14 protein-coding genes are annotated in these 16,063 nt (G+C 61.7%); 2 read left to right on the top strand and 12 right to left on the bottom strand.

Annotation, left to right across the window (positions count from 1 at the left end):
* Positions 1-66 precede the first annotated feature (66 nt).
* The 11 genes from DOM41_RS12105 to DOM41_RS12055 all read right to left on the bottom strand — a co-directional run bounded on the left by DOM41_RS12105 (position 67) and on the right by DOM41_RS12055 (position 11,514).
* Positions 67-927: a D-amino-acid transaminase gene (locus tag DOM41_RS12105; RefSeq protein WP_110687133.1), complete on the bottom strand. Its 861-nt coding sequence runs from the start codon at positions 925-927 to the stop codon at positions 67-69.
* 43 nt (positions 928-970) lie between these two features.
* The gene (gene dgcA / locus DOM41_RS12100) at positions 971-1,951 is read right to left on the bottom strand and encodes an N-acetyl-D-Glu racemase DgcA (RefSeq protein ID WP_110687132.1); all 981 of its coding nucleotides are present in this window, start codon (positions 1,949-1,951) and stop codon (positions 971-973) included.
* Positions 1,945-2,946 (bottom strand): N-acetyltransferase DgcN, encoded by a 1,002-nt coding sequence (gene dgcN / locus DOM41_RS12095; RefSeq protein ID WP_110687131.1) that lies wholly within the window; start codon positions 2,944-2,946, stop codon positions 1,945-1,947. The genes dgcA and dgcN overlap by 7 nt, the downstream gene beginning before the upstream one ends.
* Positions 2,947-2,957: 11 nt before the next feature.
* Positions 2,958-4,433: an N-acyl-D-amino-acid deacylase family protein gene (locus DOM41_RS12090; protein ID WP_110687130.1), complete on the bottom strand. Its 1,476-nt coding sequence runs from the start codon at positions 4,431-4,433 to the stop codon at positions 2,958-2,960.
* Between the two features lie 147 nt (positions 4,434-4,580).
* Entirely contained in the window at positions 4,581-5,501 is a 921-nt protein-coding gene (locus DOM41_RS12085) for an N-carbamoyl-D-amino-acid hydrolase (protein ID WP_110687129.1), read from the bottom strand.
* 96 nt (positions 5,502-5,597) lie between these two features.
* Positions 5,598-6,263, bottom strand: a complete 666-nt coding sequence (locus DOM41_RS12080) for an amino acid ABC transporter permease (protein ID WP_110687128.1) — start codon at positions 6,261-6,263, stop codon at positions 5,598-5,600.
* Between the two features lies 1 nt (position 6,264).
* Positions 6,265-6,948: an amino acid ABC transporter permease gene (locus DOM41_RS12075; protein WP_110687127.1), complete on the bottom strand. Its 684-nt coding sequence runs from the start codon at positions 6,946-6,948 to the stop codon at positions 6,265-6,267.
* Positions 6,949-7,061: 113 nt separating this feature from the next.
* Positions 7,062-7,937, bottom strand: coding sequence for a transporter substrate-binding domain-containing protein (locus DOM41_RS12070; RefSeq protein WP_110687126.1), 876 nt, complete (start codon positions 7,935-7,937; stop codon positions 7,062-7,064).
* Between the two features lie 68 nt (positions 7,938-8,005).
* The gene (locus tag DOM41_RS12065; RefSeq protein ID WP_110687125.1) at positions 8,006-8,794 is read right to left on the bottom strand and encodes an amino acid ABC transporter ATP-binding protein; all 789 of its coding nucleotides are present in this window, start codon (positions 8,792-8,794) and stop codon (positions 8,006-8,008) included.
* Complete coding sequence (gene hydA, locus DOM41_RS12060; protein ID WP_110687124.1) at positions 8,791-10,299, bottom strand: dihydropyrimidinase; 1,509 nt, start codon at positions 10,297-10,299, stop codon at positions 8,791-8,793. Before hydA ends, DOM41_RS12065 begins: the two co-directional genes overlap by 4 nt.
* Positions 10,300-10,614: 315 nt before the next feature.
* On the bottom strand, positions 10,615-11,514 hold the full coding sequence (locus DOM41_RS12055) for a LysR family transcriptional regulator (RefSeq protein WP_110687123.1): 900 nt from the start codon (positions 11,512-11,514) through the stop codon (positions 10,615-10,617).
* 170 nt (positions 11,515-11,684) lie between these two features.
* Between DOM41_RS12055 and DOM41_RS12050 the strand changes: the two genes are divergently transcribed.
* Positions 11,685-12,350 (top strand): aspartate/glutamate racemase family protein, encoded by a 666-nt coding sequence (locus tag DOM41_RS12050; protein WP_110687122.1) that lies wholly within the window; start codon positions 11,685-11,687, stop codon positions 12,348-12,350.
* 96 nt (positions 12,351-12,446) lie between these two features.
* Here the strand turns inward: DOM41_RS12050 and DOM41_RS12045 are convergent, their stop codons facing one another.
* A complete protein-coding gene (locus DOM41_RS12045) occupies positions 12,447-13,763 on the bottom strand; it encodes a M18 family aminopeptidase (RefSeq protein WP_110687121.1) in 1,317 nt (438 codons plus the stop codon).
* A gap of 176 nt (positions 13,764-13,939) precedes the next feature.
* Here DOM41_RS12045 and DOM41_RS12040 point away from each other — a divergent pair, with 176 nt between their 5' ends.
* A complete protein-coding gene (locus tag DOM41_RS12040) occupies positions 13,940-15,976 on the top strand; it encodes a carboxy terminal-processing peptidase (protein ID WP_245391830.1) in 2,037 nt (678 codons plus the stop codon).
* Positions 15,977-16,063 lie beyond the last annotated feature (87 nt).

Below are 16,063 nucleotides of genomic sequence, written 5' to 3'. Positions count from 1 at the left end.
GCGATGCTGGAACTCGCCCTGCCGTCGCTGAGCGCCGGCGACGCCTGACGCCGCCGGGGCTCAGCGTTACAGCGCGCGGCGCCGGCTTTCCTCGATATAGCGCTCACGCAGTCGACGCACCACCTCGCCAGGATGCCCCTCGGCAATGGCGACCCCATCGAGCTCGATCACCGGCGTCACGAACGACGAGGCCGAGGTCACGAAGCACTCGGCAGCGCTCTGCGCCTCCTCGACCGTGAATGCCCGCTCCTCCACCACCAGGCCGAGTGCATCTGCCAGCTCACACACCACCGCGCGAGTGATACCCGGCAGGATATCGTGCGAGAGCTCGCGAGTTACCAGACGCCCTTCTGCCGTCAATATCCAGGCGTTGTTGGAGGCGCCCTCGGTAACGAAACCCTCCTCGACCATCCAGGCGTCATCGACGCCCGCGTTGCGAGCGGCCATCTTCGCCATCGCCGGATAGAGTAGCTGCACCGTCTTGATATCGCGTCTGGCCCAGCGCCAGTCAGGCTGCGTCACCACGCGGATGCCGCGATGCCCTGAAGCCGCGTCGACCAGCGCTTTGGCCTGGGTGAAGAGCACCAGCGTGGGCGTCGCCATTTCGGGGTAGTGGAAATCGCGATCGCCACTGCTGCCGCGCGTCAGCTGAAGGTAAACCATGCCCTCTTCCAGCGCATTGCGACGCAGAAGTTCACGGTGGATCTCGAGCAGCGACGGGTCGTCCCAGGGCACCACGATGTCGAGCTCACTCGCCGACCGACGCAATCGGCGCATGTGCGCCTCGAAGTCGACCAAACGTCCATCGAGTACCGAACACACCTCGTAGACACCGTCGGCAAAGAGAAAGCCGCGATCGAAGACCGAGATACAGGCCTCTCGCTCATCGACATAGTCACCGTTGACGAAAACCGTTCGCTGCGTCATGCGCGCTCCCCGATACGAATCTGTTGCGGATGGGTGCACCGACTCATCCCCAAAGTCTGCGATCTGCCGGATGAACCCCGTCGGCGTCGAACACCATACCGTACTCGCGATCCCTGGCCAGCAGCAGCGGCCCGTCGAGGTCGACGATCGCTGCGCCCTGCGCGACCAGCAAGGCTGGCGCCATGGAAAGCGACGACCCCACCATGCAGCCGACCATGACATCGAACCCTTGCGCCAGCGCGTCGCGCTTCAGCGCCAGCGCTTCGGTCAATCCGCCGGTCTTGTCGAGCTTGATATTGATCATGTCGTAGCGTCCTACGAGCTGCGCAAGCGACCCACGATCATGGCAGGCCTCATCGGCACACACGGGCAGCGGCCGGGCGATTGTCGCAAGCGTCTCATCGCTGCCGGACGGCAGCGGTTGCTCGACCATGCTGATGCCGAGTTCGAGCAGTACCGGCGCCAACCGCTCATAGGCAGCGCCATCCCAACCCTCATTGGCATCGACGATAATTCTGGCTGCCGGAGCGCCTTCACGGACCGCTTGAAGACGCTCGATATCACCCGCGCCACCGAGCTTGAGCTTTAGAAGCGGTTTCTTCGCGTGCTGACGCGCCTTCTCCCGCATGGCCTCGGGCGTGTCCAGCGACAGCGTGAAAGCCGTGATTTCCGGTTGCGGCGCTTCCAACGCCGCCAACTGCCACACCGGCTTGTCGGCCAGCTTGGCTTCGAGATCCCAGAACGCGCAGTCCAGCGCGTTGCGCGCGGCGCCGGCGGGCAGCCGCGACTGCAGCGCTTGTCGATCCATGCCCTCGGCCAGATCGTCGCGGACCGACTCAATCTGGGCGATGACGCTCTCGACCGACTCGCCGTAATGGGCGTACGGCACGCACTCACCGCGCCCCTCGTGATGGCCATCCGATAGGGTCGCCACTACCACGCGAGCGTCGCTGCGCGAGCCGCGGGAGATGGTGAACACCTCCGCCAGCGGAAATACCTGCTCGTCGACGGCCAGTGTCAGCATGCCAGCACCGCCTCAGCCAGGCGTTCGCCGCCATGGCGATAGGGATCGACACACGGCAGGCCCAGACGCGCCTCGAGCGCCTGGAGATAGTCCCCGGCCTCGTCGGCGTCCATGGCCGCGGTGTTCACCGAGACACCGACGACCTGGCAGGCGGGATTGACGACACGCGCCAGTGGCAGTGCCGTGTCACGCAACTGCTCCAGCGACGGAAGCTGGTAGTGCGGCAGCCCACGCATGTGCGTTCGCGTCGGCTCGTGACACAGGATCAGCGCATCGGGCTGACCGCCGTGGATCAGGGCCATGGTGACGCCCGAGTAGGAAGGGTGAAACAGACTGCCCTGCCCTTCGATAATGTCCCAATGGTCGTCGTCATTGTCCGGTGTCAGCCACTCAATCGACCCCGCCATGAAGTCAGCAATCACGGCGTCCAGAGGCACCCCCTGGCCGGTAATCAAGATGCCGGTCTGGCCGGTGGCGCGAAAACTCGACTTGGCGCCCGCGTCGCGCAGCGCGATATCCAGCGCCAGCGCGGTGTACATCTTGCCGATGGAGCAGTCCGTCCCGACTGCCAGGCAGCGCTTGCCACGCCGCTTCTTGCCATCACCGATCGGGTACTGCACCTGCGGCACCCGAACATCGATCAGTCGACCGCCATGCGTTTTGGCGGCTTCGACCAGTTCCGGCTCGTCGCGCAGCAGGTTGTGCAGCCCGGAAGCGATGTCCATACCGGCCGCGAGCGCCTCCTTGAGGACCGCGATCCAGCTGCGCGAGATGACCCCGCCACGGTTGGCAGCGCCGATCACCAGCGTTTTCGCGCCCTGATCGACAGCGGCCTGAATGTCCAGGTCCGGCAACTGCATGTCGGCCTGGCAGCCCGGCAAGCGGTACTGCCCCAGCGCGTACTCCGGACGCCAGTCGCGAATACCTTGAGCGACCTTGGCAGAGAGCGGGTCGGGGACATCCCCGAGAAACAGAAGATAAGGAGTCTTGAGCATGCGTTCTTTCTCTAGTGAGCGGGTACAGAATGCGGCTCATGGCCGGCATTCGCCAAACTGCCAGGGCGGCGTAGCAGCCTCCCCGCGCGCGCCTTTACCGTGCCATCGACCAACGACAATCGCCCGTTAACCATAACCCACTCGATCCCGATGGCTGGCGTCGTCGGTTCGAGAAAGCTGGCACCGTCACGGACGCTATCGAAATCGAAAAGCGTGAGATCCGCAAAGGCGCCCTCGCGGATGACCCCGCGATCCGCCAGCCCAAAGCGAGCCGCGGACATCGAGGTCATCTTGCGAATCGCTTCCGGTAGTCCGAATAGCCCCTCGTCACGACAATAATGGCCGATGATGCGGGGAAAGCTCCCCCACAGCCGCGGATGCGGATTGGGGTCGCTTGGCAAGCCATCCGAGCCGATCATCGTCAACGGATGAGCCAAGACGCGTCTAACGTCCGCTTCGTCCATGTTGTGGTAGATGGCCCCCGCCGGCATCAGCCGCCGCGCCGCCTCGGTCAGATCGACAGCCCATTCCGCAGCGATATCCTTCAGCAGCTTGCGGCCCATCTCGGGATGCGGCTTCGACCAGGTGACGAGAATGTCGAACGCCTCGGAGACGCGCCAGAGGTCCAGCGTGGTGGAGCATGCCGCATAGGGGTAGCAGTCACAGTTACAGGGCTGGCGAGCGGCAGCCTGCTCGAGCTTTTCGATGGCGTGCTCGGTCTTGCCCCAGTTCTCGACGTCGGCGCATTTCAGATGCGAGATGACGAGCGCCACCTTGCCATGCGCGGCGGTCTCGAAGGCTTCGTCCATCGCCTCAAACAGCGCTTCTCGCTCGTTGCGCATGTGCGTGGCGTAGAGCCCCCCCTCTTTGCCGACCACCTCGACCAGCGCCTTGACCTCCTCGCTCGTCGACTGCCGGGCATTGGTATAGGCCAACCCCGAGCTGAGCCCGATCGCGCCGGCCTGCAACGCCTTGCGCAGGGACTCACGCATGGTCGTGATCTCGCTGTCGGTCGCCGTTCGATCGAAACGGTCCATGGCAGCGGCGCGAAGGGTCGTGTGGCCGATCAGCGCCGCCACATTGACGGCGGGCGAGGCGGCATCGACGGCCTGGGCAAAGTCCCCGAACGTCGTGAAGAAGGCGTCCGCCTCTCCGAGCAGATTCATCGGATCAGGGACCTCACCGGTCACGTTGACCGGCGACGCACTGATACCGCAGTTGCCGACGATCACCGTGGTCACGCCTTGGGTGATCTTGGGCAGCATCTCCGGCTGCTGAATCGCACAACTATCATCGTGGGTATGCACGTCGATGAAGCCCGGCGCAAGATAACGACCTTCCGCTTCGATGACCTGGCTTGCCAGACCGGCCGCCAGATCGCCAATGGCGACGATACGGTCGCCGCGAATGCCGATGTCTGCCACGTAGGTATCGGCGCCGGTGCCGTCGACGATGCAGGCACGCCGAATGAGCGTGTCATAGGTCATTTGTCACTTCCCGAAGAGAACCACTGGATGATGGCAGGGCGAGCCGAGTGGCAGCACTCGGCAAAGACTATTCGTCAAGTCCCGGCCATTCGGTGGCGCGATAGACTGACGCCAGCGAACAGCCAGGGAGCACAGTACGTTGCGCGATCAGCGCTCGACGCCGACCTGCGAAGTGATCCTGCCGTAGTGCTCGATGCGACGATGACGTGCGAAATCGAAAATCGTTTGCTTGCCGAACTGACACAGATCCATGTCGCAGGTCGCCGTGATCAACTCGTCACCCTCGGTCTGCGCGCGCGCGACCACGAAGCCATCGGGGTCGACGATGATGGAACCGCCCATCAGGGGAAAGCCATCCTCGACGCCCGCCTTGGCGACAGCCACGCCCCACGTTGCGTTCTGGTAGGCACCAGCCGTCACGGAGAGCTCGGAGTGATAGAGACGTTTCTCAAGACCCTCGCCACGGTTCTGCGAATTGATCGACGGGGTGTTGTAACCCAGCATGACCAGTTCGACTCCCTGTAACCCCATCACGCGCCAAGTCTCGGGCCAGCGACGGTCGTTACAGATGCACATCCCCATCAGCGTCCCTTCGTTGTCGAAAGTCTCGAAACCCAGGTCACCAGGCTCGAAGTAACGTTTCTCGAGATGCTGAAAGTCTCGCTCGCTGTCGTACTCGACATGGCCCGGCAGGTGAATCTTGCGATACTTGCCGACGATCTCGCCATCGCGATTGGTGACGATCGAGGTATTGAAATGACGTCCTTCCGGCGTCAGCTCGGCATAGCCGAAGGAGATCGCGATGCGCTTCTCTCGAGCGCGATCAAACAGCGGCTGCGTCGCAGCGTTCGGCATTTCACGCTCGAACCAGGTGTCGACCTCGGCCTGTTCTTCCATGTACCAGCGTGGGAAGAACGTCGTTAACGCAAGCTCCGGAAAGACGACAAGGTCGCAGCCCTTTTCCGCAGCCTGATCGAGCAACGACACCATCCGCTCGACGACACTTTCTCGGCTATCGCTTTTCTGGATCGCTCCCATTTGAGCGCCACCAATGACCCATTCACGCATTATGTTTTCCTTGTCTTTATACCTATCGATTCGGAAATGACGACGACCGCCCGCCACTTCCTTGATGCTGATGCCGATGCGCTAGCCACCAGCCTTTTATTGGTGCTGCTTACGCTCGAAACGACTGACCATGCGAACCAATGGCCAAAGAAGAACCAGATAAACCAGAGCCGCCAGCACAATGGGCGAGGAGTTGTAACTCATTGACCGCGCCATATCCGCTCGGTACAGCAAGTCACCCAGCGAGACGACGCTGGCCAGCGAGGTCAGCTTGACGACTTCCACCGTATTGGAGAGCAGATCCGGCAATACATTACGAACAGCCTGAGGAATCACGACCCAGACCATGGTTTGCAAACGGCTCATTCCGGTCGACCGCGAGGCCTCAACTTGTCCCGGGGGAATCGACTGCAGCCCTGCCCGATAGACTTCGCTGTAGTAGGCGGAATTATTGAGTAGAAACGCCAGTATGACGGCCATGTAGGGTGACAGATTGACGCCCGCGAACGGCATGCCGGAGTAAACGAATATCAACAGGACGAGCGGCGGGACCGCGCGAAAGAAATCGACGTAGATTATCGTCGGCCACCGCAGCCAGGCACTCTTGCTATCGCTTGCCACCGCCAGTAACAAGCCCCCCAGGCCGCCCAGAATGATGACGACCACGCAGATCTGAAGAGTGACCCAGAGCCCTTTCATGAGCAGAGGTAGTGACTGCCACATCAAATCGAGATTGAAAAACTGATCAGCGAAATTTTCCATGTCAGGTTCTCCGCCAATTCATTCTCGATTCCAGCCAGCGCCCCAGTATCACGAAGGGAAGAAACATCGCGATATAGGCCAGCGCCCCCATTGTCAGGGGTGTCGCGCTACCGGAAAAAGACTGCGCGCTGGAGGCCTGGTACAGGATCTCTGGAACCCCGATAACGGTACCGAGCGCCGTCATTTTGGTAATGGCGATAGAGCGATTGGTTAACGATGGCATCGCCATGCGCATGGCCTGAGGCAGGACAATCCAGATCAGCACCGTGATACTGCGCATGCCACAGGCTCTCGCCGCCTCCCATTGCCCCCGATCCACGGCGCGAATCCCCGCCCAGAAGATCTCTTCGGAAAACGCCGCCAACACCAGACTCAGCGTCAGGAATAAAACCATCCAGGCCGAAAAGGTAATACCGACACCAGGAAGGCCGAAATACAAGATCAGTATGACGACCAGCGGCGGCAAGGCGCGCCAGATATCGGCAAAGGCAATGATCAAACCGTTCAGCCAGCGGATACCGGCACAGCGCAGGCAGGCAAGCAAGAGCCCCGAGAGAATGCCGGCAATGACGATTGCTACCGCCAGCCCCAATGTCACCCAGAGCCCACCCACGATCGCCGGCCAGTAGTGACTGATAATCACGGGATCGAAAAACACCTGCAAAAAATGCTGCAGTCCATCCATGAGGCTCTCTCCTCTCGAGCGATGAATATGTGATCGGTGCACCTCATGAGTGAGAGGTGCACTGATATCCAGCGCTATTGCCTTCTCGTTAACTCAAGCCGACTAGAAGGCGTTCAATCGCAGGAGAAAGCATGCTCATCTTCAACATACCCCGAGAAACCCGGCTGCCCGAACCCGTGTATCGGCGTTACCGCGGTCGCGTCTTCGGCGGGCTCGACGCCAAACCATTTTTCAGAAAGCTCGGCCATCACACCGTTCATCTTCAGACACTCCAGTGCCCGTTCCACACGGTCACGGTCTTCGCTATCGTCCTTGCGGAACGGAATGGCCCATACAAGGCCGGTTTCCACGAGATAGGAGAGCTCGATGGCCGGGTTCTTGCTGACGGCGTAGGCAGAGACCGTGTTACCGGCAACGTTGGCTGCAGCTCGCCCGCTCATCACGGCCTGAATCGCATCGCTATTGGTGCCGTACGCTTCCACACGCCAGCCGTACTCTTCGGCATGCTCACGCGCCCAGCTGTCATAGGCAGAGCCCTTATTGACCGCCACCACCTGGCCATCGAGTTGATGGAGGTCCGTGATGTCGGGCGCTCCCTTCTTCACCACGAACTGGAAGTCGGTATCCAGATAGCCTTCCGAGAAGAGGAGGTTGGCGGCGCGTTCTTCGGTCACCGTGGTCGGCGCCATGAGAAAATCGTAGGTTCCTGCCTGCAATCCCGGGATCAATCCCGAGAACTGGGTGGAGGTGATCTGCATTTCCGCACCCAACTGCTCGCCGAGCGCGTTAGCGAGGTCGACGTTGAAACCCTGAACATCACCACTCATGGTCGGCATGGCGTGCGGCGCGAAGGTGCCGTCGAGCGCCACGTGATAACTATCCGGCGCACTGGCCTGAGCCGCGGAAATACCGAGCCCCAGGGTAAGCACACTGACTTTCAGGCAACGCTCGAGGCGCTTCGAACTCGCAAACGAGATTTGAGAGGACATGGCTAGAATTCCTGTTTTGTTGTTGTCGGACGGACTTGGGTCGCCTGTGACAGGCATCGATCGACCGTTCAGTGGCGCTGCTCGACGAACGCTCGGGTTCGCTCGTGCAGAGGCGCCTGGAAAATCTGTTCGGGGGGGCCCTGCTCGACGATATTGCCATCCGCCATGAAGACCACGCGGTCAGCCACGGCCCTGGCGAAAGCCATCTCATGGGTCACGACCAGCATCGTCATGCCGATGTCACGAAGCTCCCGCATGACTTCCAGAACGCTACCCACCAGTTCGGGGTCCAGCGCGCTGGTCGGCTCATCGAACAATACGATCTTGGGATCCAGTGCGATGGCACGCGCGATGCCGACACGCTGTTGCTGTCCCCCCGAGAGCTGATGCGGGTAGTGTCCGGCGCGGTCGGCCAGGCCGACGCGAGACAGTGCGTCGAACGCCAGCGATTCGGCCCGGCTGCGCGACAGTTTCTTGACCAGCCTCAGGGCCAGCGCCACATTGCCGAGCGCGCTGTAGTGTGGATAGAGATTGAATTGCTGGAACACCATGCCGATCTTCTGACGCATGCGGTCGATCGATGTCTGGCGATCCATGAGGTCCGTGCCATCGACGATCACCTGGCCGCCACTCGGCTCCTCCAGCCGATTGCAGCAGCGCAGCATGGTGCTTTTCCCGGATCCGGAGGGGCCGATCACGCACACCAACTCACCCGGTCGGACCTTCAGGTCGATACTGTCCAGAACGAGCTGCTCGCCGAAGGCCTTGTTCAGACCGATCAATTCAAGGATCGGAAACGGGTTGTGCGCCGCCGAAGGCGCACCACCCTGGAGAGACACCGCTGCAGTCTCATTCATCCCTGGTCTCCGCCAGTCGGCTTGCCCACCAGTTCACGGATCAACGTATCCGGTTGCCGATTGGCGCGCGCCTTGGCCACCGGTTCGGGGAGACCGCAGGGTAAAAATTCGCCCGTTCCCCGGCTGACCTTGAGTTCGCCGTTTTCGACGACGACGCGTCCCCGATTGATGACTGTGTCTGCCCACCCCGTCACTTTCATGCCCTCATAGGGGGTGTAGTCGACGTTATCGTGGAGCAAATCATTGGTGATGGTGATCTCGCGACCTTCATCCCAGATGACGATATCGGCATCGGACCCGACCGCGATGGTGCCCTTGCGTGGATACAGGCCGTAGGTCCGCGCATGGTTAGTGGAGGTCAAAGCGACGAACTCATTGATCGTCAGGCGCCCTTTGCGATACCCCTCGCTGAAGAGCAGCGGCATGCGCACCTCGAGTCCCGGCAAGCCATTGGCCATTTCGCGAAAGCCGGTTTTCTCGCCCTTTGGCAGTTTTCCGGTCTCATCCCAGCGATAAGGCGCGTGATCCGAAGAATAAAGCGTCAGCGAGCCTTCCGTGAGTCCTTGCCACATCGCGGTCTGACAGCGCTCATCTCGCGGCGGCGGACTGCAGCAGAATTTCGCTCCCTCGACGCCCGGTTTATCGATATCGGCAGCGGTCAGAAACAGGTACTGCGGGCAGGTTTCCGCGTAGAGCGCCGCGCCTTTCTGCTGCGCCTGTCGAATGCAATCCAGGGTCTCGGCCTCGGAGACATGCACGATCAGAATCGGCGTCTCCAGCACGCGCGACAGGGTCACCACGCGGTGAGTGGCCTCGGTTTCGGCAAGACCGGCGTGGGCCACCGCGTGGTACTTGGGTGCCTTCAGGCCGCGCTCAGTGAGGCGGTCTCCCAGCCAGCGAATGACATCGTTGTTCTCGGCATGAACCATGACGAGCGCGCCTTCACGGTCGGCAAGCGCCAGCGTGTCGAGAATCTGATAATCATCGAGCTTCATCCGCTCGTAGGTCATGAAGACCTTGAGCGATGTGACACCCTGGCGGATGGCCCGCGGCAGGTCCTCGTTGAGCGTTTGCTCGTCGAGGTTGGTAACGATGACGTGGAAGGCGTAGTCAATCACCGATTTTTCGGCGGCTCGGGCACTGTAGTCCTCGAGCACGTCACGCACGCTGTCCTCTCGATGCTGAGCGGCAAACGGCATGATCGTCGTGTTGCCACCGAACGCGGCCGACACCGTGGCCGAATAGAAGTCGTCGGCACACATCAGGCCCATCCCGGATAGCTGCTCGACGTGACAGTGACTGTCGACACCGCCCGGCATCACCCAGCGTCCCCTGGCGTCGATATCGCGCTTTCCCTTGGGCAGGTCGTCGGCAATCGCGGCAATGCGCCCATCGATGATGCCGATGTCCGCCTGGTAGGTATCGCTCGCGGTCGCCACTTTACCGTTGCGAACGACCAGATCGAACTGACGATCCCCAGGTGTCGTAGTCGCGGTTGATGTCATATCAGCTCCAGTCATTGTGTCGTTGTTGGCAGAGCGGTGAACCTTGAGGTGGCGCCAGGCCCTCATGAGTAACGGACCTGATTAACCGCTATCGCCCCCGCCCGGGTGCTGGGCATGCAAGAACTCTGGCCTCTGCGGACGGCGCCCGATTGTTGTCGTTGTCACCTGCCAGGTGTTGTTCTGACCCTGTCTCAGGCTGATTCTGCGAGGGGGCCAGATTGATGTCACATGCCTTTTTATCGCGCGCTCTTAACGAGATGTTAATGGTCGGCGGGCATCACCGTTTTTGGCGGGGCGCCTAGGCGCCGCCCACACTCATAGAGAGAACTGGTGCCGAAACACCGCATTCAGGTTCTCGATGAAGACGCGCGCCAACTGGGAAAGCGGCTCGCTTCGGGGATGGACCAGGTTGACCTCGAGCGTTCGGGTATAGGAAAGCGGCAGCATACACAGCGAGTCCGACACGTCACTGTGAAGCGAGAATTCATCGACTAGCGCGATTCCGGCCTGGCTGCGCACGAGGCCGCAGGCATAGTGAGGTGAATCGACTTCAATCGCAGGCTGATAGGTCATCCCGTGGCTTTCATGCAGCTGCTGCACCAGCCGGCCGAAAGGCGTGTCGACGCCATACCCGATCAACGGGTGCTGGGAGAGCCTTTCGACCTCCAGCGTTCCCTCTGCGGCCAGCGGATGGTCGCGATGACAGATGCCCACCAGCCGAGTCTCGAAGAGTGGCGAGATCTCCAGATTGGGATGATCAACGGGGAAGAGCGAGATACCAAGATCAGCCTGGTGATCCAGAAGACGATCCCGCAACGTGATGTTGCGCGCACACTCCAAGCTGACTCGTACCTGCTGATGGTGGTGTCGAAACGTCGCGATGGACTGAGGAACGAGCTGGTGGCCAAGGCTGGGGCTGCACACCAGCCGCACCACACCATGCCGGCGCTGAACCAGATCGGTGACGGTGGCATTGACGCGCTGAACGTCGCGATAGACGTGCTCGACATCCTTGAATAGTCGGCGGGCTTCCGGTGACGGGTAGAGCCGCCCCTTCACGCGTTCGAACAGGCGAAACCCGATTCGCTGTTCGCTATAGGAGAGCATGCGGCTGACCGCGGGCTGAGAAATCATCAATAGCTGCGAGGCACCACTGATGGACCCGGCGATCATGACGGCGCGGAAAACTTCTATCTGGCGAAGATTGAGTGACATTCAGGACGATTCCCAGGTGATCCATAACGCAAGGTTAACGATCACTAGGCATGCAAAAATTGCGCCAAACTCTATAACCTGAGGTTAAGTCTGGCCCTCATCTCGTCAATCACATTGATTCTTGCCCCGCGATAGACTGGCTTTCACGCTTCGCAGAGACAGGAATCTCCATGCCCCGCACCATCCGCGTGATCAACCCCAACTCGTCCGTCACCGTGACGCAGGGAATCGATGCCGCCCTTGCCCCGCTTCGGCTGGACGGTGGCCCCGCCATTACTTGCCATACGTTGCACGATGCGCCCCCCGGCATTCAGTCCGAAGCTGACATCATCAAGGTGCTACCGCAGTTGGCGGCTTTCATTCATGCCCATGAATCCGATTCGTCCGCGTTCGTGATCGGGTGTTTTAGCGACCCCGGTCTCGCAATGGCGAGAGAAGCATCGGCGCACCCCGTGCTCGGTATTGGTGAAAGCGGGATGATGAGTGCACTCATTCAGGGCCAGCGCGCCGGCGTGATCGCCATCCAACCGGCGTCGATTCCGCGCCACCTGCGTAGTTGGGGGGCAATGGGAGTCACGTCCCGCATTGCCGGTGAGCGAGCGCTGGGGCTGGACGTCGAAGCGCTGGCCGATGAACAGCGCACGTGGGATCGGCTGTTAACGGTAGGTCGGCAACTGCGCGATGAGGATCAAGCGGACGTCTTGATACTGGGCTGCGCAGGCATGCCGCACTATCAACACTCACTGTCCCAGGCACTGGATATGCCGGTCGTCGAGCCCTGTCGAGCCGCAACCGGCATGGCGCTGACCGCCGCGTGCCTGGCAATGCAGGACTGATCGAGCGCCTCCGCGGCCCCGCCCGACACGCGGCGGGTGCCGGACGCCCTGACATCGAAGGGCGTCATGCAGCAAGACGTGGCGCGAGCCCGCTTGCTAACCCACCGACAATGACGGCCGATTGAAGAACGTGGTCAGCGCCCGAATCAGATAGTCCGGATCTCGGGTACCGGCGGTTTCCCGAATCGAATGCATGCCGAGCTGCGCGACCCCGACATCAATGGTCGGCACGCCGAGCTCGGTCGCGGTGATCGGACCGATGGTGCTGCCGCAGCCCATGTCGGCGCGGGTGACGAACTCCTGGACGGGGACGTCCGCCTCGCGGCACAGATCGCGAAACAGCGCGCCAGTCGCACTGTTGGTCGCGTAGCGCTGACTGGCATTGGTCTTGATGACAGGCCCCGCATTGATCGCCGGGCCGTGCTGCGGATCATGCTTGTCGCTGAAGTTGGGATGCACCGCATGGGCGTTGTCGCAGGAGATCATGAGCGAGCGCTGGATCAGTTTCACGAAGCCCTCGTCACCCGCCTCGCCCAGCGCGGCGTTGACGCGTCTCAGCACGTCCGCCAAAAACGGGCCCTGGGCACCGCAGGCACTGGCGCTGCCGACTTCTTCGTGGTCATTGGCCACGAACACCGCGCCCTGCTCACCGTCGGCGCCAAGCAGTGCCTCGAGCCCGATGAAACAGGAGAGCAGATTATCCAGCCTGGCGCTCGCGAGCAGTTCGCCGTTTACACCGACGCGCGCCGGCGGCTGCACGTCATAGAACCCAAGCTCGAAGTCGACGATTTCGGCATCGGCAAAGCCGTGTTCCCGCTCCACCCACTGCGCCAGCAGTCGATCGAGATCCGGAGCGTCGCCGCCCTGCAGGAAGAGCGGCGCCATCTGCGTTTGCGGGTTGACCGCGCGACCACTATTGGCCTCGCGGTCTAGATGGATCGCGAGGCTCGGGATGATCGCGACGGCTTCGGCAATGTCGATCAATACCCCTTGCAGTCGCCCGTTCCCTCGACGAACATGCACTCGGCCCGCAAGCCCCAGATCGCGATCGAACCACGGTGACAGCAGCGCCCCACCGTAGACCTGAACACCGAGCTGCAGCCAACCCTGGTTGACCTGCGCCGGCTGAGGTTTCAATCGCAGTGCCGGGCTGTCCGTGTGCGCGCCGACCATCCGCATTGCGTCGAGCGTCGATGCCGGCAGCTGCAAGGCGATCAACGAACTGTCGTTACGCGTGACGTAATACTTGCCGCCCGCTGTCAGCGTCCAGCTCTCGGTCTCCTCGAGTCGTCGGTAACCGGCGGCTTCGAGCCGCGCCGCAAGATTGGCGGTAGCGTGCCAGGGCGACGGAGAGCGGTGAAGAAAGTCGATCAAACGGTCGATGGTGGCGGAATCAGCAGCACGTTCGGACATCGGGTTCCTCAAATGGCGATCGGTGGTCAGTCGTAGTGACTGCTACAATGGGCTTCGGACCTGAATCGAATTCATGGATCCAGTCATATTCTAGGGAACAGAGTGTACAGGAAACCGGGAGTGCTTCATTGATGACCCTGACTGTCGCCGCCAGGCACGCGGCCATGTGTTTGCTCATGATGGGATGGAGCGCCGCGGCGCTTGCCGCACCGACGCCCACCGATGAGCAGCGCCAAGCGGCGATCGAAGTCGCAGAGTCATTGCAGTACGGCTCCTACGCCGACGTGAATCTCGATGACGACTGGTCGCAGCGCGCCTTCACACGGCTACTGGACGTGCTGGACGAGCAGCGCTCCTACCTCTTGCAGCGTGATATCGATCAGTTCAGCGATCTCAACGCATCATTCGATGATGCCATCGAGAACGGGGATCTGGATCGTGTCTACGCGTTCTACGCTCGCTACCAGGAGCGCGTCGAGTCGCGCCTGCAGTGGCTGATCGATCGCGTCGATGCCGGTCTCGACTATGACTACGCCTCCCAGGACCGTCTGGCTCTGGATCGAGAGGGTTCATCCTGGCCCGGTAGTGAAGAGACGCTAGACGAGCTTTGGAGTCGGCGCTTGGAAAATGCGGCGCTGACGCTCTCTCTCAGCGACCAGTCGCCGGAAGAGATTCAAGAATCACTTCACGATCGTTACACCAACCAGCTCAATCGCGTTCGTCAGACCAAGGCAGAGGACGTCCTGGTCCTGATGATGGCTGCCGTCACGGGGACGGTGGACCCGCACACGGAATATCTCTCCCCCCAGCAGGGTGAGTCCTTCGACATCCAGATGCGACTCTCCCTCGAAGGCATCGGCGCCCTGCTCCAGAACGACGGCGAGTACGTCAAGGTATCGAGCCTCGTCCCGGGCGGCCCCGCGGACAAGAGCGGCGTGCTCCAACCGGCGGATCGTATCGTCTCGGTCGGTCAGGACGACGACGGCGCCATGGTCAACGTCGTCGGCATGCGCCTCGACGAGGTCGTCGACCTGATTCGCGGCGCGAAAGGCTCGACCGTGCGCCTTGAGATCATTCCCGCCAAGGCGGTCGATGTGACCCGCACCCAGGAAGTCCGCATCACCCGGGACACGGTCAAGCTCGAGGACCAGGCGGCGCACAGCAGCGTCGAGGAACTGACCCGTGATGGAGAGACGCACCGTATCGGCATCATTACGGTGCCGGCCTTCTACGTCGACTTCGACGCCTGGCAGGCAGGCGAGACGGACTATCGCAGCACGACCCGGGATGTCGCCAAGGAGATCAAGAAACTCAAGGCGCAGAACGTCGAAGGCATCGTGCTCGATCTTCGCAATGACGGTGGTGGCGCACTGCAGGAAGCGAATTCGATGATCGGACTCTTCATCGATCGCGGCCCCACGGTGCAGGTTCGCGACGCCCGCGGGCGGATCAACCTCTACGGCGACACCGACGCCGGCACGGCCTACGATGGTCCTCTCGCCGTGCTGGTCAACCGCCTGTCGGCATCGGCATCCGAGATCTTCGCCGGTGCCATCCAGGACTACGGCCGCGGTTTGATCATCGGCAGCCGAACCTTCGGCAAGGGCACCGTGCAGACACTGAACGACCTGAGCCACGGCCAGATCAAACTGACCCGCGCCAAGTTCTACCGCATTTCGGGGGAGAGCACGCAGCACCGCGGCGTCGAACCCGACATTCTCTATCCCAGCCTGATCGACCCGGACCAGATCGGCGAGAGCGCGCTGGACAATGCGCTGCCCTGGGACCGCGTGCGTCCGGTTCAGTACCAGCTCTACGGGCAGCCGTGGCAGCACCTCGAGGCCCTGCAGGATAGACACGAGCGTCGTATCGCTACCGACCCGGACTTCGTCTATCTCGAGAAGCAGGCGCAGTTGAGCAAACGACTGCGGGAGCAGCAGACGAGTATCAGCCTCAACGAAGACCAGCGGCAGCGCGAGATGGATGCCCAGGAAAGCGAGCAGCTCGCGCTCGAGAATCAGCGTCGGCGCGCGCAGGGGCTAGAGCCGCTGGAGAGCTGGGTCGATGCACGCGGTAACAATGGGAGCGACACCGAAAGTGGCGAGCCCGACGCGTCGAGCGATGAGGTCGAGCCGCTCGACCGCGCGGAACTTCAGGAGACGGCACAGATCCTGCTGGATTACGTCGCGCTGAAGCAGCCCGCCAGCGACTAGCGGCCAGCCCTTTGACCCGCCTCGTGTCTCGACACCGTTAACGTCCCTTGCCCCACGCTCTGCGTGGGGCAATTGTTTGATAGGCCA

Source organism: Salinicola aestuarinus (genome assembly GCF_003206645.1).
Taxonomy (GTDB): Bacteria; Pseudomonadota; Gammaproteobacteria; order Pseudomonadales; family Halomonadaceae; genus Salinicola; species Salinicola aestuarinus.
This window is presented reverse-complemented; position numbering and strand designations above follow the sequence as displayed.